This window comes from Flagellimonas cixiensis (assembly GCF_042134615.1).
In the GTDB taxonomy this organism is placed as follows: domain Bacteria; phylum Bacteroidota; class Bacteroidia; order Flavobacteriales; family Flavobacteriaceae; genus Flagellimonas; species Flagellimonas cixiensis.
Genome location: NZ_CP169639.1, coordinates 108,566 through 132,775 on the forward strand (window position 1 = coordinate 108,566; position 24,210 = coordinate 132,775).

Genomic DNA, 24,210 nt, shown 5'->3' on the forward strand with positions numbered 1-24,210 from the left:
CAAAAGTAAGCAGAAATCATACCTTTGCAACCTTATTTGATATGATGCGTTTACACAGAAACTTGGTATTTGCCGTAATTGATGCCCTTCACATGATTTTTAATGAAGGGGAATATGCTGATAAAGTGATTGAAAAAGTATTGCGGTACGATAAGCGATGGGGTTCCAGAGACCGAGGTTTTATCGCCGAGACCACCTACGAAATTGTTCGTTGGAAACGCTTGTACTCAGAAATTGCCGAAGTACACGAACCCTACAGTCGAGAACAATTATTTCGATTATTCGGGGTTTGGTGTGTGTTGCGTGGTGTTCGAATTCCAGATTGGAAACAATTGGAGGGCACACCAGAACGACGCATTAAAGGGCGGTTCGATGAACTTTCCAAAATTCGAAAATACAGGGAGTCCATTCCCGATTGGATGGATGAGCTAGGAGAAAAATCTTTGGGTTCTGAATTGTGGACCAAGGAAATAGCTGCACAAAACCAACAGGCCGAAGTAATTCTTCGTACCAATACGCTCAAAGTTCCAAAACCTCAGCTTAAAACATTTTTGTCCAAAGAGGGGATTGAAACCGAAACCTTAAAGGACTATCCCGATGCCCTAAAACTCAAAGAGCGTCAAAACGTTTTTGTGACCCAATCTTTTAAGGATGGTCTTTTTGAAGTACAAGATGCCTCCTCCCAATTGGTAGCTCCATTTTTGGAAGTAGAACCCGGGCAAAGAGTCATTGATGCCTGTGCAGGAGCTGGCGGAAAAACATTGCATTTGGCTTCCCAAATGAAAAACAAAGGGCAATTGATTGCTTTGGATATTTATGAAAGTAAATTGAAAAAGCTCAAAAAAAGAGCCCGACGCAATGGGGTACACAATGTGGAAACCAGAGTAATTGATTCCAACAAAGTGATCAAAAAACTGCACAACAGTGCCGATAGATTGTTGTTGGATGCACCCTGCTCTGGATTGGGCGTAATCAAAAGAAATCCAGATTCCAAATGGAAATTGGAGCCAGAATTTGTGGACCGCATTATGGGAGTTCAGCAAGATATTCTTCAGAACTACAGCAAAATGGTGAAAAAAGGCGGACAAATGGTCTATGCCACCTGCTCTATTTTACCTCAAGAAAATTCAGAGCAAGTCAAAAAGTTTTTGGAATCCGAAAACGGAAAAGACTTTGAATTTGTAAAAGAACGAAACGTATTCGCTTCCGAAACGGGATTTGATGGATTTTATATGGCCTTGTTGAAGAAGAAAGCGTAATCTTGGATTGCTAGATTGTTGGATTTTTTGATTCTTAGATTTTTGTCATTCTGAAGGAGTGAAACGACTGAAGAATCTAAACGAATAGAAATAAAGTATTGTCACATCGAGAGTAATCTAGATTTTTTTCGAGAGAATTCGTGAAATTCGTGTCAACCAACAGATTCTTGGATTGTTAGATTCTTCCTTTCACTCAGAATGACAATTTTGAATTGTAAGAGTAGCGGGTAAAATAATTTTATTTCTTACGGATGCTGAGCGTAAAAGATTCTTCGCTTGCCTTTGACTACGCTCAGGCAACGACTCAGAATGACATCCATTTATATATTCGAGGGAATTTGAGGAACTTCGAGATACTTCGAGTCAAACAGTACAATGTTAGACGGCAAGAAAATTGGATTTATTGATTCTTAGATTTATTGTCATTCTGAAGGAGCGCAGCGACTGAAGAATCTATAGATGATACAGGAAATTGTCAGTTCGAGCGCAGTCGAGAACGCAATTAAACCTCAACTACTATCAGGAAAAAATCAGATTTACAACCACTTATATATTCGTGGGAATTTGAGGAACTTCGAGATACTTCGAGTCAAACAGTACATTGTTAGACGGCAAGAAAATTGGATTTATTGATTCTTAGATTTATTGTCATTCTGAAGGAGTGCAACGACTGAAGAATCTAAACAAAAAACCTATGATGTTGTCAGTTCGAGCGCAGTCGAGAACGCAATAAACATCCCAACTCCGCTCGATGTGACAAATTATTCCATTATTGTTTCACCGTAGGATATTCAACACCCAACTGCTCCAAATAACTATCGTATTTGGTTTCATCGTAGTAAAATTTCTCCAGAGCAGGTCTAAACATATCTTGCTTGTCTTTGTTCAAGAATGTTGGAGGCATATCATCCGCAGAAATCATAGGCTCGTACTTGGTTTCCTTGGTCTGCTCATTGTTGAAATAATCCCAGGCTTGGGTCAATAATTCAGGTTTTAGCAAGAAATCCATAATGGTCATCGCCTCAGCTTTGGCCCCAGCTGTAGCCCCTTTATGCGCAATCGGCGTTGCCATGGCTATGGCATTGGCCCAATGGTGACCGGGCAATCCTGGAATATTGGATGGGAAACGCATGGTAACCGTAGGAACTTTCCAAGAAATATCACCAATATCATCAGAACCACCACTTACAGGTTCCAATACAGGAAGGCCAATCTCTGAAAGCTCGGTGGGTAATCCTTCAATTTTTCTGGATTCCACTTCGGTTTGCACTGCTTTGGCCAATTTTTGATCTGCTTCAGACCAAGTAGGCAATCCAACTTGCTTAATGTTCTCGTACATGGTCTCGGCAATCACCTTGTTATAGTGTCTTGGCCAAGCTGTACCCAGTACTCTAGATGTCATTGTAGTTCCGGTCATCATGGCAGCGCCTTTAGCAATATCGTTGGCCTCTGCGTACATTTCCATAATTCCCTCATAAGTTACATCCCTAAAATAGAACCAAATACCTGCTTTGGAAGGCACAACATTGGGTTGGTCACCAGAGTCGGTAAAAATGGAGTGGGAACGCTTCAATGGGTGCAAGTGCTCTCGCTTGTAATTCCACCCCACATTCATTAGTTCTGCAGCATCCAAGGCACTTCTACCCCTCCACGGTGCTCCTGCCGAGTGGGCGGCCTCACCTTCAAACATATATTCTACAGAAATTAATCCCGTTCCACGGGTAGGTCCCCAAGAAACACTTAAATTACTGCTAACGTGAGTGAAAATACACATGTCTATTTTATCAAACAGGCCATCGCGCACATACCATGCTTTGGCAGCCACCAATTCCTCGGCAATACCAGGCCATAGAATCAAGGTGCCTCCGATTCCTTCTTTTTCCATTACTTCCTTTACGGCAAGAGCAGAAGTAATGTTCAAAGGAATACCTGCATTGTGTCCTTCGCCATGTCCAGGTGCACCGTCCACTAAGGGTTTGTGATAGGCAACCCCAGGGGTTTGCGATGCTTTTGGAATACAGTCCACATCACTTCCCAACGCGATTACAGGGCCATCGCCATTGCTCCACGTAGCAAACCATGCTGTTGGAATATTGGAAATGGAATGCTCAATGGCGAAACCGTTTTCTTCCAAGATGCCCGTAAGGTATTTGGAACTCTCTTCTTCTTGAAAACCGAGTTCAGCAAAGCTGAAAATTTTATCGACCATTACTTGTGTCTGCTTTTTATTGGCTTCCACTATGGCCTCTACTTCGGCCTTGAATTTTTTGACTTGACTTTTGGAGTACTTTTTTTGTGCGGTGGCGGTTGCAACACCGGCGAAAAGCAATATCCCAGATAACAGGATTTTGGTTGTTTTCATAAGGTTGGTTTTGAGTTAGCTATAATTCTCCTAAGATAGGAAAACAAGTTTAATCCTCGCTTTAAAATTGATTCTGCAAAAACACTTTTGGTGAATTAATAAATTTTATTGCCCTATTTTTTCAACCATACATACTATCAACAGCACTTCGTTAACAAAACCCTTTTTTGGTAGGACGAAATACGCAGCAAAATCGTATTTTTGCACTTTCTTAAACCGTTCAACGCAAAGATTGTATGATCCATTTTTTTGGGGACAAGGCTACTAAGGTTTTTGCCGTCCAAACCGCTCAGGAAATCGCACAGGAAGATAGTAACAAACTGACTTGGTTGTTTGGCAACCAGCCTAAGATAGAAGCGGCGTCACTCGACGCCTTTTTTGTTGGGCCACGTGCAGCCATGGTCACCCCGTGGAGTACCAATGCCACCGAAATCACCCAAAACATGGGCATCACCGGCATCATCAGAATTGAGGAATTCCATGCTGTATCTGAGGATTTCGCCGATTTTGACCCAATGCTATCTCAAAAATACAAGTCTTTAGGACAAGATATTTTCACCATAAATATTGTTCCAGAAGCCATTCAAGAGATTGATGACATTGCCTCTTACAACGAAAAAGAGGGATTGGCGTTAAGCGAGGAAGAAGTTGCCTACTTGGAAGGTTTGGCCAAAAAATTGGGACGCAAGTTGACGGATTCCGAGGTGTTTGGATTCAGTCAGGTAAATTCCGAGCACTGTAGACACAAAATTTTCAACGGAACTTTCGTGATTGATGGAGAAGAAAAACCCTCTTCCCTATTCAAATTGATTAAGAAGACATCCGAAGCGAATCCAAACGATATTGTTTCTGCATACAAAGACAATGTTGCTTTCATAAAAGGGCCAAAAGCGATTCAGTTTGCACCAAAAACAGCTGACAAACCCGACTTTTACGAAGAAAAGGAATTTGATTCCGTATTATCCCTAAAAGCGGAAACCCACAACTTCCCGACCACGGTGGAGCCTTTCAACGGTGCTGCAACAGGTTCTGGAGGTGAGATTCGTGACCGTTTAGCAGGTGGAAAAGGTTCGTTACCTTTGGCTGGAACGGCCGTATATATGACCTCCTATTCCCGTTTGGAAGAAAACCGTCCGTGGGAAAAAGGAATGAAAGAAAGAGATTGGTTGTACCAGACGCCAATGGATATTTTGATCAAAGCCTCCAACGGTGCCTCCGACTTCGGGAACAAATTTGGTCAACCTTTGATTGCGGGTTCGGTTCTGACCTTTGAACACCAAGAAGAAGCCAGAAAATTGGGCTTCGATAAAGTAATTATGATGGCTGGAGGTATCGGTTATGGAAAAACCGACCAAGCCCTTAAGGATACTCCGAAAAAAGGAGACAGAATTGTTGTTCTTGGTGGAGACAACTACCGCATCGGGATGGGTGGTGCTGCCGTATCCAGTGCAGATACTGGGGAATTTAGTTCGGCCATCGAGTTGAATGCGGTACAACGTTCCAACCCCGAAATGCAAAAAAGAGCTTCAAATGCCGTTCGCGGATTGTTTGAAAGCCACGATAACCCCATTGTTTCCATTCACGACCATGGAGCAGGTGGACACTTAAACTGTTTGTCCGAATTGGTAGAGGAAACTGGAGGAACCATTGATACCGACAAGTTGCCTGTTGGTGACCCTACTCTTTCCAAAAAAGAATTGATTGGTAACGAATCCCAAGAACGAATGGGATTGGTGATTGGGGAAAAAGATTTAGAATTGTTGGACCGTGTTTCGGCCCGTGAACGCTCTCCAATGTACAATGTAGGTGAAGTTACTGGCGACCACACTTTTAAATTCACTTCTGGAGAAACAGGAGAAACACCCATGAATTTGGAACTTTCCGATATGTTCGGAAGCTCTCCAAAAACCATCATGGACGACAAATCGGTGCAACAAAAATATCCGGCCCTATCCTATTCCTTGGAACGCTTCCACGATTATTTGGAGCAGGTATTGCAATTGGAAGCCGTAGCCAGTAAGGATTGGTTGACCAACAAAGTGGATCGTTGTGTAGGTGGACGTGTTGCAAAACAGCAATGTGCCGGACCTTTGCAATTGCCGTTGAACAACTGCGGCGTTATGGCCCTCGATTTTAAAGGAAAAGAAGGGATTGCCACAAGTATTGGCCACTCCCCTGTTTCCGCATTGATTGACCCTGTGGCCGGAAGTAGAAACAGTGTTGCGGAATCCTTGACGAATATTGTTTGGGCGCCTTTAAAAGATGGACTAAAATCCGTTTCGCTTTCCGCCAACTGGATGTGGCCCTGTAGAAATGAAGGCGAAGATGCCCGTTTGTATTCCGCAGTGGAATCTTTATCTGATTTTGTGATTGATTTGGGCATCAACGTGCCCACAGGAAAGGATTCACTTTCCATGAAACAAAAATATAAGGATGCTGAAGTATTGTCACCAGGGACCGTGATCATATCAGCTGCTGCGAATTGCGATAATATCAATCAGGTGGTGGAGCCCGTTTTACAAAAAGACGGTGGAGCTATTTACTACATCAATCTATCTAAAGATAGCCACAAATTGGGTGGTTCGTCCTTTGCACAGATTCTGAATGGCATTGGGGATGAAGCCCCATCAGTTTTGGATGCAGGCTATTTTAAAACTGCTTTCAATACCTTGCAGGAATTAATCAAAAGTGGTCAGATTTTGGCTGGTCACGATGTGGCATCCGGAGGTTTGATTACCACTTTACTCGAACTTTGCTTTGCAGATAACGACTTGGGAGCCCAATTGGATGTATCAATTCTTGGCGAACAAGACACCATCAAACTATTATTCTCTGAAAACATTGGTGTGGTGTTCCAAGCCAAAGATGCATCGGTAGAAAAAGTACTGGAGTCGTCTGGGGTTGAATATGCTAAAATCGGTGTTCCAACTTCCGAAAGCACCTTGGAAATCAAAAACAATGGTATCGAAATCGGATTGAACATAGCTTCTTTACGCGACACTTGGTTCAAAACTTCTTATTTGCTGGACAGCAAACAAACTGCTAATGGTTTGGCCAAAAACCGTTACGACAATTACAAGGAGCAACCTTTACAATATGTTTTCCCTGAAAATTTTGATGGGAAACTACCAGTGGTTTCGGCTTCCTTCGACTCCGTTCAGGAACCAAAGCTCAGCCAACGTCCAAAAGCAGCTATTCTTCGTGAAAAAGGAAGTAATTCCGAGCGCGAAATGGCCAATGCAATGTACTTGGCCGGTTTTGATGTGAAAGATGTGCACATGACGGATCTCATCACAGGAAGGGAAACCTTGGAGGATATTCAATTTATTGGGGCAGTCGGTGGATTCTCCAATTCCGATGTGTTGGGCAGTGCCAAAGGATGGGCCGGAGCTTTTAAATACAATGAAAAAGCGAACAAGGCCTTGAAAGATTTCTTTGCTAGACCCGATACACTTTCTGTTGGAATCTGTAATGGTTGCCAATTGTTCATGGAATTAGATTTGATCAACCCGGAACATGGTACACACGGTAGAATGACCTATAACGATTCACACAAGCACGAGAGTAATTTCACCTCTGTAAAAGTTCAAGAAAACAACTCGGTAATGCTTTCCAATTTAGCTGGAACTACTTTAGGGGTTTGGATCAGTCATGGTGAAGGTAAATTTAGCCTACCACATGCAGAGGACCAATACAACATAGTGGCCAAATACGGTTACGAGGGCTATCCTGCCAATCCGAACGGTAGTGATTACAATACGGCCATGCTTTGCGATAAAACAGGTCGTCACTTGGTAACCATGCCTCACATTGAGCGGTCTACCTTCCCTTGGAACTGGGCGCACTATCCAAAGGATAGAAACGATGTGGTTTCGCCTTGGTTACAGGCCTTTGTGAACGCTAGGCTTTGGTTAGAAAACTTGGAAAATTAATAAATCCAACAAGGGTTAGAGAGGATTTATTGGGAATTTTGCAATAATTATACAAGTTAATTGTTAAATCAGTTTCTTAGTTAAGGTCTGTTTTGCTAATTTGCAACCGCTTAACATAAAACTTACTATGCAAACGGTTTCACGGTTATTTGATTTTCCTTATTACCAGCTTACGAATCATCCCCTACAAAAGTCATTGGTCACCAAAAGCAATGGCAAATGGATTGCAACCTCAACCCAAGAATTCATTAACAAGGCGAATGCCGTAAGTAGGGCCCTTTTGCGTTTGGGCGTAAAACCCAACGAAAAAATTGCCGTAATTTCCATGACCAACAGAACGGAATGGAGTATTATGGATATTGGAATACTTCAAATTGGAGCGCAGAACGTTCCCATTTATCCAACCATTTCCGAAGAGGACTACGAATACATTCTCAACCATTCCGAGGCCAAATACTGTTTTGTTTCTTGTGGTGAAGTATTGGAAAAGGTGCTATCGATCAGTTCCAGTCTTAAAAATTTGCAAGAGGTCTATTCTTTTGACCAACTGGACAATTGCAAAAACTGGAAAGAGGTATTGGATTTGGGTGAAGACACTTCCAACCAAGAGGAGGTTGATAAGTTAAAAGATGCGGTTAGGCCTGAAGATCTAGCGACTTTAATCTATACCTCGGGAACTACTGGAAGACCTAAAGGGGTAATGTTGTCGCACGATAATATCGTATCCAATGTGGTTTCCAGTGAAAAACGAGTACCTTTTGAAAGTGGTGGTGTGGCCTTGAGCTTCTTACCGGTGTGCCATATTTTTGAAAGAATGCTGCTCTATCTTTATCAATATTGCAGTATCGAAATCCATTTTGCAGAAGGACTTGATAAAATCAGTGACAACATAAAAGAGGTGCACCCCGATGTAATGACCGTGGTACCTCGTTTGCTTGAAAAAGTATACGATGCCATCATTGCCAAAGGATCTGCTTTAACCGGCATCAAGAAAAAACTATTCTTTTGGGCCGTGGATGTTGGGCTTCAATTTGAACCCTACAATGCCAACGGCTGGATGTACAAACAAAAATTGGCCATTGCCCGTAAACTTATTTTCAGCAAATGGAAAGAAGGATTGGGCGGAAAGCTATCCGTAATGGTTTCTGGAAGTGCTGCGTTACAACCCAGATTGGCAAGGGTATTTGGTGCAGCCGAAATGCCAGTGATGGAAGGTTACGGACTCACCGAGACCTCTCCTGTAATTGCCGTGAACGATCAACGTAACCGCGGATGGAAAATAGGATCTGTTGGAAGAGTCATCGATGGTGTAGAAGTAAAAATAGCCGAAGACGGCGAAATTCTGTGCAAAGGGCCCAATGTAATGCTTGGGTACTATAAAGATCCTGCAAAAACAGCAGAAGTAATGACCGGTGATTATTTCCACACTGGGGATATTGGTGAGGTGGATGCCGAAGGATTTCTTCGCATTACGGATCGTAAAAAAGAGATGTTCAAGACTTCCGGTGGGAAATATGTAGCTCCCCAATTGTTGGAAAACCGATTTAAACAATCCCGATTTATAGAACAAATAATGGTAATTGGTGAGGGTGAGAAAATGCCCGCTGCCTTGATTCAACCTAACTTTGAATTTGTAAAGGAATGGGCTAAAAGACACGACATTACCTTGGGAGACAATTCCGATATCGTTCAAAATGAAAAAGTAGTGGCCCGTATTCAAGAAGAAGTGGATTTGGCCAACGAAGAATTCGCACGTTGGGAAAAAGTAAAGCAATTTAGACTCACCCCCGACATTTGGAGCGTGGATGGTGGACACCTGACCCCCACCATGAAATTGAAACGTAAAATTGTCAAAGAGAAATACCTAGCGTTATACAACGATATTTACGGACATTAATCAATGTTCAATTGTCAATAATCAATTAACAACACTCAATTGTCATTCTGAACCGATGACTGAGCGGTGGTTGCTGAGCGGAGTCGAAGTAAGCCGAATGGAAATGAGAAATCTTCAATAAGAAACAAGACCCAAGAATCAAGACTTACCCTTTGTCATTTCGAACGGACCAAAGGGAGTGTGAGAAATCTGTTTTTTTGTTGATGTGTTGATGGCTGAATAAATTCTTCAGTCGTTGCACGCCTTCAGAATGACAAGCTAAACCAATACCTGAGCGATGGTTGCTGAGCGGAGTCGAAGTAAGCCGAAGCGAAGCATCTCCTTTTCGAAACAAGAATCTAGATTCAAGAGACAAGAGCCAAGAAGCAAGACTGTTTGTCATTTCGAACCGACCGAAGGGAGTGTGAGAAATCTTTTTTTTGATGGGTTGATGCTGAATAGATTCTTCAATCGTTACACTCCTTCAGAATGACAATGTACCTTTAATTGTCATTTCGAACCGAGCGAAGAGAGGGTGAGAAATCTGTTTAAAAACAACAACAAACTAGCTTATTTACAATTTGGACTTTGGTCAAAATTCCCTTGTAATTCCCAAAAATAATCATCTACCAAAGTTTTAGAAGCAGCTATGGCGGGTTGCCCACAATAACTTAGATTATCAATTCCCAGTTTTATTCCAAATGGACCATTGTTCTGTTGCACATAGTCACTCCATCCTATTAAAGTAGCATTAAGGTTTTCCCTGGACATTATGGTGCCATCAAACATATTGGACATAGAGTTTCCTGAAACACTTCCAATATCCCAGGCACTCACGTTTTGATCAAAAGAACTGGCATTTAAAAACATTTCAGACATATTTGCCACATTCGCGACATCCCAATTGCCAATATCGCTGTTAAATAAGGAAGCATTCTCAAACATCTTGAACATTAACTCAACATTGCTTGTTTTCCATGCACCAATATGTTGATTAAACTGGGAAGCGTTCAAAAACATGCCATCCATCCTTGTCACACTGCTTACATTCCAATTTCCTATATTGGAATTAAAGCTTTCTGCATAGGCAAACATTTGATCCATTCTGTTGACATTACTGACATTCCAATTTCCAATATTGGCATTAAATTGAATGGCACCATAAAACATACCATCCATTCTAGTAGCATTACTTACGTTCCAACTACTTAAATCCCCAGAAAAAGAACTTGCCCCGTAAAACATATGCCCCATATTGGTTACATTGCCCACATTCCAATCACTGATATTACCGTTAAACACTTCTGCACCTTTAAACATACCGTGCATATCCGTAACCTTACTTACATCCCAAGCATTTAAATCACCATTAAAACTTATGGCATTGAAAAAAGCTTCATCCATCCGTTCAACCTTGTCTATGTTGGGCGCATCAGTTGCATTATATTCTACCCATTGGCATAGAGCAAAAGCTGAAGAAAAACTTTCCCAAGAAATATTTCCCCATTGTTCGATATTCTTTAAAGCCTTTCTATTATGAAGAGGTTGCTCTCTCATCATGATATGAGGAAAAGCGCCTTGAATAGCTACAAAGTAGGTGCCGCTATTCTCATAAATATGTGTTGGATTTTTAATTGAGAGATTCTCTACCTGAGAACCATCCCCCCAATCAATGGAATAATTATAGCTTAGTACTGTTGAGGTGCCAATGGTCAATTCAAAATTGTCATTTGGAATTTCCCATTTGGTTATAAAAGAGTTTGGATCCTCCGACATTCCGTCATCAACATTTAAAACCTCAATGGTGATACTGGCTTTGTTATCCGCTTTTCCATCGGACACAATAACCGTTACATTATGTTCCTTGGCAAATTCATAATCTAAAGTCTTTCCATTAATTAGACTAAGGTAGCCCGAATCATCAATCTCAAAGAGTTCATTGTCTAGAGTATCAAACAACAACTTATCATGGTTTTCGTCTATGGCTTCAACCGGGCCGATTTTGGTATCACTGGAAATATTTTCAAGAACTTTAAAATTCTGGGCTTCAATCTTCGGAGCAATATTTTCGGAAGTTTCAGAATCTTCGCCTTTGCCACAAGACCATAGAAGAACCAACGAAAGGGTTACACTAATTACTATGTTGATGTTCATAAATGTTGGTTTTGATCAACAGTGTTCCAGTGCAATATCCTATAATCAGTGGGCTTTTTGACCTATGATTTGACGGATGCCCTGTTTGGGTTGACGGATGTGAAACTGGAAAGCAAAAAACAAACCGAACTTGCCCTTATCTTTATTTCCATTTATTATGCATGCATAATAAATTTTATTATATTTGAGAACACCAAACTGGTTCTATGAAGGATTTGACCATTGATCACGCTCTCAGGGCAACCTGGCAGGCGGTAAGCAAAATGTACAACGAAGAAGCCAAAAACTATGAATTGACCATGGCCATTGGTTTTACTTTGTTGAGCATTGACCCAAAAGGAGGCACCCCAAGTACAGCTTTGGGACCCAAAATGGGAATGGAGGCAACAAGTTTGTCGCGAATATTAAAAAATATTGAAGCTAGAGGATACATCGAACGAAAACCCAACCCCAACGATGGGCGCGGTGTTCTCATTCACCTTACTCCACTGGGGCTTGAAAAAAGGGAAGGATCCAAGGAAGTGGTGCTTCGGTTTAATGAAGTGGTTAAAGAACATCTTTCCGAACAAGATTTGAACGGTTTTTTTAAAACTGTGGACGTCATCAACAAATTAATTGTCGACAAGAAGATCTATACTATAAAAACAGCTAATAATTAATTTACAAACTCGCACATGAAAAGGCATATAAACAAAGTTGCCGTAATTGGTTCCGGTATTATGGGCAGTGGCATTGCTTGCCATTTTGCCAATATTGGGGTCGAGGTGTTATTGTTGGACATTGTTCCAAGGGAACTCAACGAAAAGGAAAAGGCCAATGGCCTTATCTTGGAAGATAAAGTCGTTCGCAATCGTCTCGTAAACGATTCATTGGCAGCCGCATTAAAGTCCAAACCCTCCCCTATTTACCATCAAAAATTTGCAGATCGCATCACCACAGGGAATATGGAAGATGATATTTCCAAAGTGGCCGATGTGGATTGGATTATTGAAGTGGTGGTGGAACGCTTGGACATTAAAAAACAGGTGTTCGAAAATCTGGACAAACACAGAAAGCCAGGCACCCTGATTACTTCCAATACCTCTGGAATTCCAATTAAATTTATGAGTGAGGGAAGAAGCGAAGATTTCCAACAACACTTTTGTGGAACGCACTTTTTCAACCCTGCCAGATATTTAAAACTTTTCGAAATAATCCCTGGTCCAAAAACTTCCCAAGATGTGTTGGACTTCTTGAACGGATACGGAGAGCAATTCTTAGGCAAAACCTCTGTGGTGGCTAAAGATACTCCCGCATTCATCGGAAACCGAATCGGAATCTTCAGCATTCAAAGTCTTTTCCATGCCGTAAAAGAAATGGGAATGACGGTGGAAGAAGTGGACAAACTCACGGGACCCGTAATTGGCCGTCCAAAATCCGCTACTTTCCGTACCGTTGACGTGGTTGGCTTGGACACTTTGGTGCACGTGGCCAACGGAATCAGTGAAAACTGCAAAGACGATGAACGCCACGAACTTTTCCAATTGCCAGATTTCATCAGCACCATGATGGAAAACAAATGGTTGGGAAGCAAAACAGGTCAAGGGTTCTATAAAAAAGTTAAAGGTGACGATGGTAAGAGCGAAATCTTAACCTTGGATTTGGATACCATGGATTACCGCTCCAAAAAAAGTGCAAAGTTTGCCACTTTGGAGCTCACCAAAACCATTGATAAAGTCATTTACCGTTTTCCGGTTTTGGTCAACGGAAAAGATAAAGCTGGAGAATTCTACAGAAAGAGCTTTGGTGCCCTGTTTGCTTATGTGACACACCGTATTCCTGAAATTACGGATGAACTTTACAAAATAGACGACGCCATGAAAGCTGGATTCGGTTGGGAACACGGGCCGTTTCAAATTTGGGACGCCGTTGGACTCGAAAAAGGTTTGGAATTCATCAAGGCTGAAGGATTGGAGCCCGCTTCGTGGGTTGCCGACATGCAAGCTGCAGGAGTGAATTCTTTCTACACCGTAAAAGATGGTGCCACCTATTTTTACGACATCAGCAAAAAAGCCATGGAAAAAGTTCCTGGTCAGGATGCGTTCATTATACTAGACAACATCAGAAAATCAAACCAAGTGTTCAAAAACAGCGGTGTTGTTATCGAAGATTTGGGTGATGGAATCCTTAACTGTGAGTTCCAGTCTAAAATGAATACCATTGGAGGCGATGTACTCGCAGGATTGAACAAAGCCATCGACCTTGCCGAAAAAGATTTCCAAGGATTGGTGGTTGGTAATCAAGCTGCCAACTTCTCCGTTGGGGCCAACATTGGAATGATCTTTATGATGGCCGTGGAACAAGAATACGATGAGCTAAACATGGCCATAAAAATGTTCCAAGATACCATGATGCGCATGCGCTACTCGTCAATCCCAACCGTTTCTGCCCCTCATGGCATGTGTTTGGGAGGTGGTTGTGAACTTTCACTCCATGCGGATAAAGTGGTGGCTGCCGCAGAAACCTATATCGGATTGGTAGAATTTGGCGTAGGGGTTATTCCTGGTGGTGGAGGTTCCAAAGAAATGGCACTTCGCGCCTCGGATACCTTTAGAAAAAATGATGTGGAGTTGAACGTGCTTCAAGAATATTTCTTGACCATTGGAATGGCAAAAGTATCCACATCAGCTTATGAAGCCTACGATTTGGGTATTCTTCAAAAAGGAAAAGATGTGGTGGTCGTGAACAAAGACCGACAGATTGCAACAGCCAAGGCACATGCCAAATTAATGGCTGAAGCTGGGTACACCAAACCTGTAAAACGAAAAGATGTAAAAGTCCTAGGAAAACAAGCCTTGGGAATGTTCTTGGTAGGAACCGATTCCATGGAGGCAGGACATTATATTTCGGAACACGATAAGAAGATTGCGGACAAACTAGCCTACGTAATGGCTGGTGGTGATTTGTCTGAAGCTACCATGGTTACTGAACAATATCTTTTGGATTTGGAGCGAGAGGCATTCCTTTCACTCTGTACCGAAAGAAAAACATTGGAGCGTATCCAACACATGTTGAAAACTGGTAAACCGCTTCGCAATTAATTGCGATGGTAGTGAGATTCTAGAATTGAGTAATCAGATATGCACAAAGTAGAAGATTTAAAAATTTGGAAGAAATCAATTCAACTATCCAAAGCTATTTACCTACTGATGCCTGAGTTACCAAAAGATGAAAAATTTGGTTTGATAAATCAAATTAAAAGAAGTGCAGTTTCAGTCCCTTCCAATATTGCTGAAGGAGCGGGCAGAAATTCAAACAACGAGTTCAAGCACTTTTTAGGTATTGCGAACGGTTCACTTTACGAATTACAAACGCAATTGATTTTAACAATTGAATTAAACTTGATTAAAAACCAGAACGTACAAATACTTATAGATGAATGTATTGAAATTCAAAAAATGATTTATGCACTCCAGCAAAAACTATAATCTCAATACTCACATCTCAATTCTCAATACTAATTAAATGAAAACAGCATATATCGTAAAAGCATACAGAACAGCCGTTGGCAAAGCGCCCAAAGGGTTGTTCAGGTTTAAACGACCAGATGAACTGGCTGCGGAGACCATTGAACACATGATGAAAGAGCTTCCGCAATTGGACAAAAAACGTATTGACGACGTTATCGTTGGCAACGCCATGCCCGAAGCGGAACAAGGCCTTAACATGGCTCGACTTATTTCCCTCATGGGACTTAATGTGGATGATGTGCCAGGGGTAACCGTGAATCGTTACTGTGCATCAGGTTTGGAAACCATTGGAATTGCCACGGCTAAAATTCAATCTGGAATGGCCGACTGTATCATCGCAGGAGGAGCAGAAAGTATGAGTTACATCCCCATGGGAGGGTACAAACCCACTCCGGACTATGCCACGGCCAAAGAAGGGCACGAGGATTACTACTGGGGCATGGGATTAACTGCCGAGGCCGTTGCAAAACAATTCAAGGTTTCCAGAGAAGATCAAGACGTTTTTGCTTACAATTCACACATGAAAGCCTTAAAGGCACAGGCCGAAAACCGATTCCAAGATCAAATTGTTCCCATAGAGGTAGAACACACCTTTGTAAATGCTTCTGGTAAAAAGGAAACAACAACTTATACCGTAAACAAGGACGAAGGCCCAAGAGCAGGAACAAACATTCCCACCTTGAACAAATTAAGACCTGTTTTTGCCGCTGGTGGAAGTGTCACCGCTGGGAATTCATCGCAAATGAGCGATGGAGCCGCCTTTGTGATGGTGATGAGCGAAGAAATGGTGAAAGAACTCAACTTGGAACCCATTGCTCGATTGGTCAACTATGCCGCGGCTGGTGTAGAACCCAGAATCATGGGAATTGGACCCGTAAAAGCCATTCCAAAAGCATTGAAACAAGCAGGATTAAAACAAGACCAAGTAGACCTTATTGAATTGAACGAAGCATTTGCGTCACAGTCATTGGCCGTAATTCGTGAATTAGGTTTAAATGAAGAAATCGTAAATGTAAATGGAGGAGCCATTGCACTCGGTCACCCACTGGGATGTACAGGAGCAAAACTTTCCGTGCAGCTATTTGATGAAATGCGTAAGCGCGACATGAAAGGCAAATACGGCATGGTAACCATGTGCGTAGGTACAGGACAAGGTGCTGCGGGTATCTTTGAATTCCTTTCTTAATATTTGAAAAGAGACTAGAGAACAGAGAGTTTTCATAATGAAACGACATAACTATAAAAATTTGAAGATTTGGTCACTTGGATTGGAAATAGCAAATGATATTTCTGATTTGCTACTCAACTTTCCTAAACATGAGAGGTACGATTTAAGTTCCCAAATAAGCAGGTGTTCGGTTTCAATGCCGAGTAACATTGCCGAGGGTTCTTCCAGAACAGACAAATCCTTCAAATATTTTATAAATGTTGCACTCGGGTCTTCATTTGAACTAGGAACACAACTCTTAATTGCTAAACATCGAAACTATATTAACACTAAAAATTTAAACGAACTTGAAGATAAAATTGAGGAATGGCAAAAAATGACCATGGTGTTTCAAAACAGATTGGAATAAGTCTTTCATCTATTTTCTATCTTCTTTAATCATTATCAAAAATGGAAACAATTGAAAAAGACATACTGAGAGGAGGTCAATTTTTGGTCAAGGAGACCAAATGCGAGGACGTATTCACCCTTGAAGACCTTAACGAAGAACAAAAAATGATGCGCGAAAGCACCAAGGAATTCGTAGACCGAGAACTTTGGGCGCATTGGGAGCGTTTTGAGAAAAAAGACTACGCCTACACCGAAGAATGCATGAAAAAAGCAGGCGAGCTCGGTCTTTTGAGCGTAGCTGTTCCTGAATCTTACGGCGGAATGGGAATGGGGTTCGTCTCCACCATGTTGGTTTGCGACTATATTTCTGGTGCAACAGGTTCTTTTAGTACAGCATTTGGAGCCCACACTGGAATTGGCACCATGCCCATCACCTTATATGGAACGGAAGAACAAAAGCAAAAATATGTTCCCAAATTGGCTACGGGTGAATGGTTCGGGGCCTATTGTTTAACGGAACCAGGAGCAGGGTCCGATGCCAATTCAGGGAAAACCAAGGCTGTTTTGTCCGAAGATGGAAAATATTATAGCATTACCGGTCAAAAAATGTGGATTTCCAATGCAGGGTTCTGTAATTTATTTATTGTTTTTGCTAGAATCGAAGACGATAAATATATTACCGGTTTTATTGTGGAGAACGACCCCGAGAATGGGATTTCTTTAGGAGATGAAGAAAAGAAATTAGGGATTCACTCCTCCTCTACCCGTCAAGTGTTTTTCAACGAGACCAAGGTCCCAGTGGAAAATATGCTTTCCGAAAGAGGAAACGGTTTTAAAATTGCAATGAACGCTTTGAACGTTGGGCGAATCAAATTGGCTGCTGCCTGCTTGGAAGCACAACGTCGCATTGTGAACGAAGCCACTAAATATGCCAACGATCGCATCCAGTTTAAAACTCCCATTATAAATTTTGGTGCTATAAAGGCTAAAATTGCCGATATGGCCACCAATGCTTATGTGGATGAAGCCGCATGTTATCGTGCCGCTAAAAACATTGAGGATAGAATAGCCATTCGCGAAGCCAGTGGAAATTCACACCAAGAAGCCGAGCTTAAAGGTGTTGAAGAATACGCTATCGAATGTTCTATTTTGAAAGTGGCCGTGTCCGAACACGTTCAGCACACCACCGACGAGGGAATTCAAGTATTTGGAGGAATGGGCTTTAGCGCTGATACCCCAATGGAATCGGCTTGGAGAGATGCCCGTATTTCCCGCATTTATGAAGGAACCAACGAAATCAACCGTATGCTTTCGGTTGGCATGTTGGTAAAGAAGGCCATGAAGGGGCATGTGGACCTTTTAGGTCCTGCAACTGCCGTTGGAGAAGAATTAATGGGAATCCCTTCCTTTGAAACACCTGACTTTTCGGAATTATTTGCCGAAGAAAAGGATTTGGTGGCCCGATTAAAGAAAGTATTCTTGATGGTGGCCGGTAGCGCCGTTCAAAAATTTGGACCTGATTTGGAAGAACACCAGATGTTATTGATGGCCGCTTCCGATATTCTGATTCAAATTTACATGGTGGAATCTGCCATCCTAAGAACAGAGAAAAACGCAAAACGTTTTGGTGAAGACAAACAAGCTGCTCAAATAGCCATGTCAAAATTATATTTGTACAGAGCTGTGGACATCATTCAACAAAAAGGCAAGGAAGCAATCGTTTCCTTCGCCGAAGGTGATGAGCAACGTATGATGCTGATGGGCTTAAAACGCTTTACCAAATACACAAATCAACCCAATGTAGTGGAACTTCGTACGCAGATAGCAGACAAAGTGGCCGCTGATAACGGGTATACCTTTGACTAATTCAGATATATTTCTGGTAAAACCATGATGGTTTTGAAAAACGCTCCTTCATGGAGCGTTTTTTTATCCAATCGATTCCAATATGTGTTCGTCTCTTTTCTTTCCTGAAAAATTGATGGCACATTCAATCAAAGCCAAGTGTGAATAAGCTTGCGGGAAATTTCCAAGCAATCTTTTGGTTTTAAAATCGATGTCCTCACTAAACAACCCAAGATGGTTGCTGTAACTCAGTAGCTGTTCAAATTGCTTCAAGGCCTTTTCCTCTTCCCCAATTTTGAACAAGGCATTGATGAACCAAAATGTACAAATGGTGAAGGATGATGAAGGAAGTCCAAAATCATCTTCATTTTTATAGCGATACAATAGCCCATCATTGCTCAATTCATTCTCGATGGCTTTAACCGTATTCACATATTTTGGGTCTCGTGGATGTATAAAACCATAAGGTTCCATCAACAAAACTGAAGCATCCAAATGGCGCGAACCGTAGGACTGTACAAAAGCATTGATATCGCTGTTCCAAGCATTGGTATGTATGTCTTCCTTAATTTCCTGCTCAAGAGCCGTCCATTTTTCAAGCTTGCGGGTTTTACCAAACATTTTGGCCACTTTTATGGCTCTATCCAAGGCTACCCAACACAGTACTTTGGAAAAGGTAAAGTGTCTATCCTCACCTCGGAACTCCCAAATACCCTTGTCCGGTTCTCGCCAGTGTTTGCCCACAATCCAAACAATACCTTTGGTGATGTTCCAAAGTTCTTCCACATTTTCAATATCGTTGCTAAAAGACCGTAATTGCTCGTAAATCACATCCATCAGAATGCCATAAATGTCGTTCTGCTTTTGCATATAGGCAGCATTTCCCACACGAACAGGTTTAGAGCCCTTATATCCTTCCAAATGGTCCAAGGAATATTCGGTCAGCTTTTTTTCCTTATTGATACCGTACATAATTTGGAGTTTTTCATCCTTATCCGGCATCAAATCAATAATAAATTGCAAGTATCTTTTAGCTGAATTTTTATGTCCCAACTCTGAGACTACCTTAATTACCATGGAAGCATCTCGAATCCAACAAAAACGGTAATCCCAGTTTCTAACCTCACCAATGGTTTCGGGCAGCGAGGTTGTGGCAGCTGCCAAAACAGCACCAGTTTTATCGTAGGTCAACATTTTTAGGGTAATGGCACTCCTAAGGATTTGCTTATTGAACTTTTCATAGGTCGGCGTCTTATCCACCCAATCCATCCAATACACTTTGGTACGTTCCAGTTCCAAAGCTGTTTTTTGGGTCGACGGTTTCAATATTTTTTCGTGATAACAAATCAAAAAATAGCCATCCTCATGAAGGGTCATGGTCCGATTGTCCAAAACACCTTCTTTATCAAAAGAAGTATATAAAAACAGTGTATCGTACTTTTTCTCGTGCGTAAGACTCGCAATAAAATCCGTTTTTATATAATGAGAGGTCTCTCCAACCGCATATTCCAACTTGGGGTCGTACTTAAATTGTACTTTCGGGCTCCCTGAAACATACTTTACATATCGGATAATTTCAGGAGGTGCCAGATACTTTCCATTCATTTTGTGGTGCCTTGGCATAAAATCATGAACCTCGAACACATTATCACCTTCTGTGAATTTTGTCACCAAAATAGCCGTATTTTCAAAATACGCTTGATCTATGGTATAATCCCCAATGGGAATCACTTCAAAACTGCCTCCATTTTTTTCATCCAGCAGTTTGGCAAAAACCGAAGTAGAGTCAAATTCGGGCAAACAACACCAGTCCAAAGAACCTTCTTTGGAAATCAATGCCGCACTTCGGCAGTTGCCTATAATTCCATAATTCAAGTTGTCCATAGTTCAATTATTCTCAAAAGGGTTAAAATGAATTGGTTTTGCGCCCGAATTTCCCGATTTTTAAAGAAACAAAAAATTAAAACACGCCAAAAAACATCCTTTCATGGGAAAAACTATCATAATCTCAAATCGACTGCCAGTTCAATTACAAATTAGCAATGGTTCCATTACCGCCACCCCCAGTGTGGGAGGTTTGGCCACGGGTATGAAATCAGTGCACAGCGGCAGCGAAAGTCTTTGGATTGGCTGGTCTGGATTAACCGATGAGGACACTCCGCCTGAATTGGAAGATGATATTGACAAGGCCTTGGCCGAACAAGGTTGTGCCAAAGTGAAGTTAAATGCCCAAGAAATAAATGGTTTTTACTTCGGATTCAGCAACCGTACGGTGTGGCCGTTGTTCCACTACTTTTTGGAATATTCGGAGTTTGAGTTGGATTTTTGGGATACCTATAAATCGGTGAACCAAAAATTTGCCGATGCCATTATTGAACAATCGGAGGAAGACGACACCATTTGGGTGCACGATTACCAATTAATGTTGGTGCCACAAATGGTGCGTGAAAAACGACCAGATACCACTATAGGTTTCTTTTTGCACATTCCGTTTCCGTCATATGAGATTTTTAGAACATTACCTTGGCGGGAAGAAGTTTTGGAAGGACTTTTAGGTTCCGACCTAATCGGATTCCATACCTACGATTACGAAAGGCACTTTTTAAGTTCGGTTCGAAGATTGTTGGGGCTGGATGTGAGTTTCAACGATATTTACCTCAATAACAGGGTCATAAAAGTGGACTCGTTCCCCATGGGAATAGATTATAAAAAATTTAGGGATGCCGCATTAAAGCATGATTCCAAGGGCTCCAAAGACCGCAGTGATCTACAATTGCGATTGGATAGTCATAAAGCATCCGCACCCGATACCAAGCTTATTTTATCAATCGACCGATTGGATTACAGTAAGGGAATTGCCAAACGGCTAAACGCATTCGAGTATTTTCTAAAGAAATATCCAGAGTTCAAGGAAAAAGTTCGATTGATCATCCTTGCAGTCCCTTCTCGCTCCAATGTTCCACAATATCAACTACTTAAAAAAGAGATTGATGAGTTAGTGGGAAGAATCAATGGAGAATTATCCACTGTAAATTGGACCCCGATATGGTATTTTTATCGTTCGTTGCCTTTTGAAAGTTTGATAGACCTTTATACTTCGAGCGATATTGCTTGGTTGACCCCACTTAGAGACGGAATGAACTTGGTCGCCAAAGAATATATTGCCACACGTACAGACCAAACCGGGGTTCTCATTTTAAGCGAAATGGCAGGTTCCGCCTACGAAATGAACGAGGCCCTGTTAATTAACCCCAACAATTTTGAAGAGCAGGCCGATACTTTAAAGCAAGCATTTCATATGCCGGTTGAAGAACAGGTTTCCCGCAACACCTTCCTTCAAAAACGATTGGAACGATACAATGTGGAAGTGTGGGCCAATGAATTTATGAACGCTTTGAATGAAAAAAGAGATATAGGGAAGGCCTTTATCTCTGAAAAAATGTCGGATAAAATCCTTTCGGACATTCAAAAAAGCTACAATAAGGCCAAAAAGCGATTATTGTTCTTGGATTACGACGGTACGTTGGCCGGTTTTCACAAAGATCCTCAGAAAGCATCACCAGATGAAGAGCTCTACGAACTTTTAGACGAACTTAACAGTCAAGAAAACACAACCATGTTCTTGATCAGTGGCAGGGACAAACAGACTTTCGGACGCTGGTTTCTCCCCAAAAAATACAACATGATCGTTGAGCACGGGGTTTGGCTTTCCAAAGATGGACAAGATTTTAAAATGCTGGAGCAAGTTAAAGGTGAATGGATGGAAAAAATAAGACCCGTTTTAGAATCTTTTGTTGATCGTACCCCAGGTTCGTTTATTGAAGAAAAAAATTACTCTCTGGCGTGGCATTACCGAAATACCGACCCCGATTTTGGAACAAAACGGGCCACAGAGCTCAATACTGTATTACGAAGCCTCATTGGAAATGACGATATTAGCGTTCTTAATGGGAACAAGGTGATGGAAGTGAAAAGTAGCAACGTAAACAAAGGACGCGCTGCTCTGCGTATGTTGGGAGAAGATGATTATGACTTTGTCTTTGCCATTGGCGATGATTGGACAGATGAATTTATGTTCCAGGAGCTACCAAATTCGGCAGTAACCGTAAAAGTGGGGCTCCAAAAAACACAGGCAAAATATCATGTGGAAAACACCAAAAAGGTGAGAGAGTTGTTAAAAAGATTTGTTAGGCCATGAAAATCAGGTTTTTTCTTTGGGTAAGTATATTTTCCTCTGTCGCTGCGCAAGCACAATCCAACACAGAGGTCTACCTTTTTGATTTGGGCATACAAAATGGCCAGCCTTCATTGACCAACCCAAAAAATATATCAAACAATGATGGGTACGACAATCAGCCTTCATTTTGGGACGACGATACTGTATTGTTTGCCTCAACCCGTCAAGATCAAACCGACATTCTGCAATTCAACATAGAGAAAGGCAGCACTACCCAATGGTTGACCAACACACCCACCGGAAGTGAATATTCACCCTTAAAAATTCCAAAAAAAAATGCCTTTTCCGCCATTCGGTTGGATTTGGACGGCCTGCAACGTTTGTATGAGTATGATTTAAAAGGAAAGTCAAACCCACTATCTGATTTAAAAATTGGATACCATGTATGGTTCGATGAAAATACCTTGGTCGCCACTGTGCTCGTGGAAAACCGAATGGACCTTGTCAGCATCAATCTATCTGATGGAACCCACTCAACAATAGCTCGAAATGTGGGACGTTCCCTCCATAAGATTCCAGGGAGCAAACAGGTAAGTTTTATTGACAAAAGCAAAAAAGATTGGGAAATCAGCGCCTTGGATATGGAGTTACGGACAACCGTAAAGTTGGCGAACACTTTTCAGAAAGAAGAAGATATTTGTTGGTTGGGGCCAAATCGTTTGATAACCGGGCATGGTAATTCTTTATTGACCTTCGACCTTAATAAAAAAAGCGACTGGGAGACCATAATTTCATTTGAACAAAATGAGATAAACAATATTTCACGCATTGCCATCAATCCTTCCAAAACAAGACTGGCCTTTGTAGCCGAAGAATCTCCCTCCGCCATAGTTCAAAAACAGGTAACGGCTTTTAACAACCGAAACCTTGACGCCTTTGTTGCACGGTTTTCCGATGATGTTTCCGTTCAACGGTTCCCAGAGGAGGCCATGTACAAAGGGAAAGATAAAATGCTAGACAATTACGAACGGTTTTTTTCGAATACCAAAAGTTCCAAAGTGGAAGTTGTAAAACGAATTGAATTGGGCAATACCGTTATCGATGAAGAAATAACCTGGGTTGACGGTCGTGAGGGCCATCAAGTGGCGATTTACAAAATCAACAACGGACAAATAACTTCAATGACCTTCGTTTTTCCCGAAGAAACCCTATCAGATGCCGAAGCCGTAATAAAGGAACAGCTCAAAGCCTACAACGATAGGGATATTGATGGGTTTATGTCCACATATTCCGACAATGTAAAGCTCTACAGTTTTCCCAATACCCTAAATACTTCAGGTAAAAACAGCATGAGAGCCCATTACGACAGCTTTTTTGAAAGCACGCCCGACCTGCATTGTGAAATAAAAAACAGAATGGTAATCGGCAATAAAGTAATTGATGAGGAATATGTTACCGTAAACGGAAATCACATCAGTGCCGTAGCTATTTATGAGGTGGAAAACGGCAAAATTGCCAAAGTGACATTTATACAATAA

General features: G+C 41.6%; 14 protein-coding genes. 11 read left to right on the forward strand and 3 right to left on the reverse strand.

The genetic code is table 11. The features are described 5' to 3' along the window. Positions 1 to 44 precede the first annotated feature (44 nt). Positions 45 to 1,259: an RsmB/NOP family class I SAM-dependent RNA methyltransferase gene (locus tag ABT310_RS00535; protein WP_375326129.1), complete on the forward strand. Its 1,215-nt coding sequence runs from the start codon at positions 45 to 47 to the stop codon at positions 1,257 to 1,259. 769 nt (positions 1,260 to 2,028) lie between these two features. On the opposite strand, the gene ABT310_RS00540 is transcribed toward ABT310_RS00535, so the two are convergent. Then, complete coding sequence (locus ABT310_RS00540) at positions 2,029 to 3,621, reverse strand: amidohydrolase (protein WP_375324821.1); 1,593 nt, start codon at positions 3,619 to 3,621, stop codon at positions 2,029 to 2,031. 236 nt (positions 3,622 to 3,857) lie between these two features. On the opposite strand from ABT310_RS00540, the gene purL reads away from it, so the two are divergent. Then, complete coding sequence (gene purL / locus ABT310_RS00545; protein WP_375324822.1) at positions 3,858 to 7,553, forward strand: phosphoribosylformylglycinamidine synthase; 3,696 nt, start codon at positions 3,858 to 3,860, stop codon at positions 7,551 to 7,553. Between the two features lie 127 nt (positions 7,554 to 7,680). Further along, the gene (locus tag ABT310_RS00550) at positions 7,681 to 9,450 is read left to right on the forward strand and encodes an AMP-dependent synthetase/ligase (RefSeq protein WP_375324823.1); all 1,770 of its coding nucleotides are present in this window, start codon (positions 7,681 to 7,683) and stop codon (positions 9,448 to 9,450) included. A 549-nt stretch (positions 9,451 to 9,999) separates the two neighbouring features. On the opposite strand, the gene ABT310_RS00555 is transcribed toward ABT310_RS00550, so the two are convergent. Next, complete coding sequence (locus ABT310_RS00555; RefSeq protein ID WP_375324824.1) at positions 10,000 to 11,583, reverse strand: BspA family leucine-rich repeat surface protein; 1,584 nt, start codon at positions 11,581 to 11,583, stop codon at positions 10,000 to 10,002. 206 nt (positions 11,584 to 11,789) lie between these two features. Here ABT310_RS00555 and ABT310_RS00560 point away from each other — a divergent pair, with 206 nt between their 5' ends. From ABT310_RS00560 to ABT310_RS00585, 6 genes are read left to right on the forward strand one after another with little or no spacing between them, the layout of a single operon-like run. Then, a complete protein-coding gene (locus ABT310_RS00560) occupies positions 11,790 to 12,242 on the forward strand; it encodes a MarR family winged helix-turn-helix transcriptional regulator (protein WP_375324825.1) in 453 nt (150 codons plus the stop codon). A 15-nt stretch (positions 12,243 to 12,257) separates the two neighbouring features. Next, complete coding sequence (locus ABT310_RS00565; protein WP_375324826.1) at positions 12,258 to 14,663, forward strand: 3-hydroxyacyl-CoA dehydrogenase/enoyl-CoA hydratase family protein; 2,406 nt, start codon at positions 12,258 to 12,260, stop codon at positions 14,661 to 14,663. Between the two features lie 39 nt (positions 14,664 to 14,702). Then, positions 14,703 to 15,050: a four helix bundle protein gene (locus tag ABT310_RS00570; RefSeq protein WP_375324827.1), complete on the forward strand. Its 348-nt coding sequence runs from the start codon at positions 14,703 to 14,705 to the stop codon at positions 15,048 to 15,050. A gap of 37 nt (positions 15,051 to 15,087) precedes the next feature. Next, entirely contained in the window at positions 15,088 to 16,278 is a 1,191-nt protein-coding gene (locus ABT310_RS00575) for an acetyl-CoA C-acyltransferase (protein WP_375324828.1), read from the forward strand. Between the two features lie 37 nt (positions 16,279 to 16,315). Next, the gene (locus ABT310_RS00580) at positions 16,316 to 16,669 is read left to right on the forward strand and encodes a four helix bundle protein (RefSeq protein WP_375324829.1); all 354 of its coding nucleotides are present in this window, start codon (positions 16,316 to 16,318) and stop codon (positions 16,667 to 16,669) included. A gap of 41 nt (positions 16,670 to 16,710) precedes the next feature. Beyond that, on the forward strand, positions 16,711 to 18,516 hold the full coding sequence (locus ABT310_RS00585) for an acyl-CoA dehydrogenase family protein (RefSeq protein WP_375324830.1): 1,806 nt from the start codon (positions 16,711 to 16,713) through the stop codon (positions 18,514 to 18,516). A 63-nt stretch (positions 18,517 to 18,579) separates the two neighbouring features. Here ABT310_RS00585 and ABT310_RS00590 read toward each other — a convergent pair whose 3' ends face one another. Continuing rightward, positions 18,580 to 20,379, reverse strand: coding sequence for a glycoside hydrolase family 15 protein (locus ABT310_RS00590; protein WP_375324831.1), 1,800 nt, complete (start codon positions 20,377 to 20,379; stop codon positions 18,580 to 18,582). A 103-nt stretch (positions 20,380 to 20,482) separates the two neighbouring features. Here ABT310_RS00590 and ABT310_RS00595 point away from each other — a divergent pair, with 103 nt between their 5' ends. Further along, positions 20,483 to 22,693 (forward strand): bifunctional alpha,alpha-trehalose-phosphate synthase (UDP-forming)/trehalose-phosphatase, encoded by a 2,211-nt coding sequence (locus ABT310_RS00595; protein ID WP_375324832.1) that lies wholly within the window; start codon positions 20,483 to 20,485, stop codon positions 22,691 to 22,693. Then, on the forward strand, positions 22,690 to 24,210 hold the full coding sequence (locus ABT310_RS00600) for a nuclear transport factor 2 family protein (RefSeq protein ID WP_375324833.1): 1,521 nt from the start codon (positions 22,690 to 22,692) through the stop codon (positions 24,208 to 24,210). The genes ABT310_RS00595 and ABT310_RS00600 overlap by 4 nt, the downstream gene beginning before the upstream one ends.

What these genes read in the sequence shown, in the direction of transcription:
- ABT310_RS00555 (WP_375324824.1), bottom strand. Translation starts at nt 11,583, where the DNA reads ATGAACATCAACATAGTAATTAGTGTAACCCTTTCGTTGGTTCTTCTA.
- ABT310_RS00570 (WP_375324827.1), top strand. Translation starts at nt 14,703, where the DNA reads ATGCACAAAGTAGAAGATTTAAAAATTTGGAAGAAATCAATTCAACTA.
- purL (WP_375324822.1), top strand. Translation starts at nt 3,858, where the DNA reads ATGATCCATTTTTTTGGGGACAAGGCTACTAAGGTTTTTGCCGTCCAA.
- ABT310_RS00550 (WP_375324823.1), top strand. Translation starts at nt 7,681, where the DNA reads ATGCAAACGGTTTCACGGTTATTTGATTTTCCTTATTACCAGCTTACG.
- ABT310_RS00600 (WP_375324833.1), top strand. Translation starts at nt 22,690, where the DNA reads ATGAAAATCAGGTTTTTTCTTTGGGTAAGTATATTTTCCTCTGTCGCT.
- ABT310_RS00560 (WP_375324825.1), top strand. Translation starts at nt 11,790, where the DNA reads ATGAAGGATTTGACCATTGATCACGCTCTCAGGGCAACCTGGCAGGCG.
- ABT310_RS00580 (WP_375324829.1), top strand. Translation starts at nt 16,316, where the DNA reads ATGAAACGACATAACTATAAAAATTTGAAGATTTGGTCACTTGGATTG.
- ABT310_RS00565 (WP_375324826.1), top strand. Translation starts at nt 12,258, where the DNA reads ATGAAAAGGCATATAAACAAAGTTGCCGTAATTGGTTCCGGTATTATG.
- ABT310_RS00575 (WP_375324828.1), top strand. Translation starts at nt 15,088, where the DNA reads ATGAAAACAGCATATATCGTAAAAGCATACAGAACAGCCGTTGGCAAA.
- ABT310_RS00585 (WP_375324830.1), top strand. Translation starts at nt 16,711, where the DNA reads ATGGAAACAATTGAAAAAGACATACTGAGAGGAGGTCAATTTTTGGTC.
- ABT310_RS00595 (WP_375324832.1), top strand. Translation starts at nt 20,483, where the DNA reads ATGGGAAAAACTATCATAATCTCAAATCGACTGCCAGTTCAATTACAA.
- ABT310_RS00535 (WP_375326129.1), top strand. Translation starts at nt 45, where the DNA reads ATGCGTTTACACAGAAACTTGGTATTTGCCGTAATTGATGCCCTTCAC.
- ABT310_RS00590 (WP_375324831.1), bottom strand. Translation starts at nt 20,379, where the DNA reads ATGGACAACTTGAATTATGGAATTATAGGCAACTGCCGAAGTGCGGCA.
- ABT310_RS00540 (WP_375324821.1), bottom strand. Translation starts at nt 3,621, where the DNA reads ATGAAAACAACCAAAATCCTGTTATCTGGGATATTGCTTTTCGCCGGT.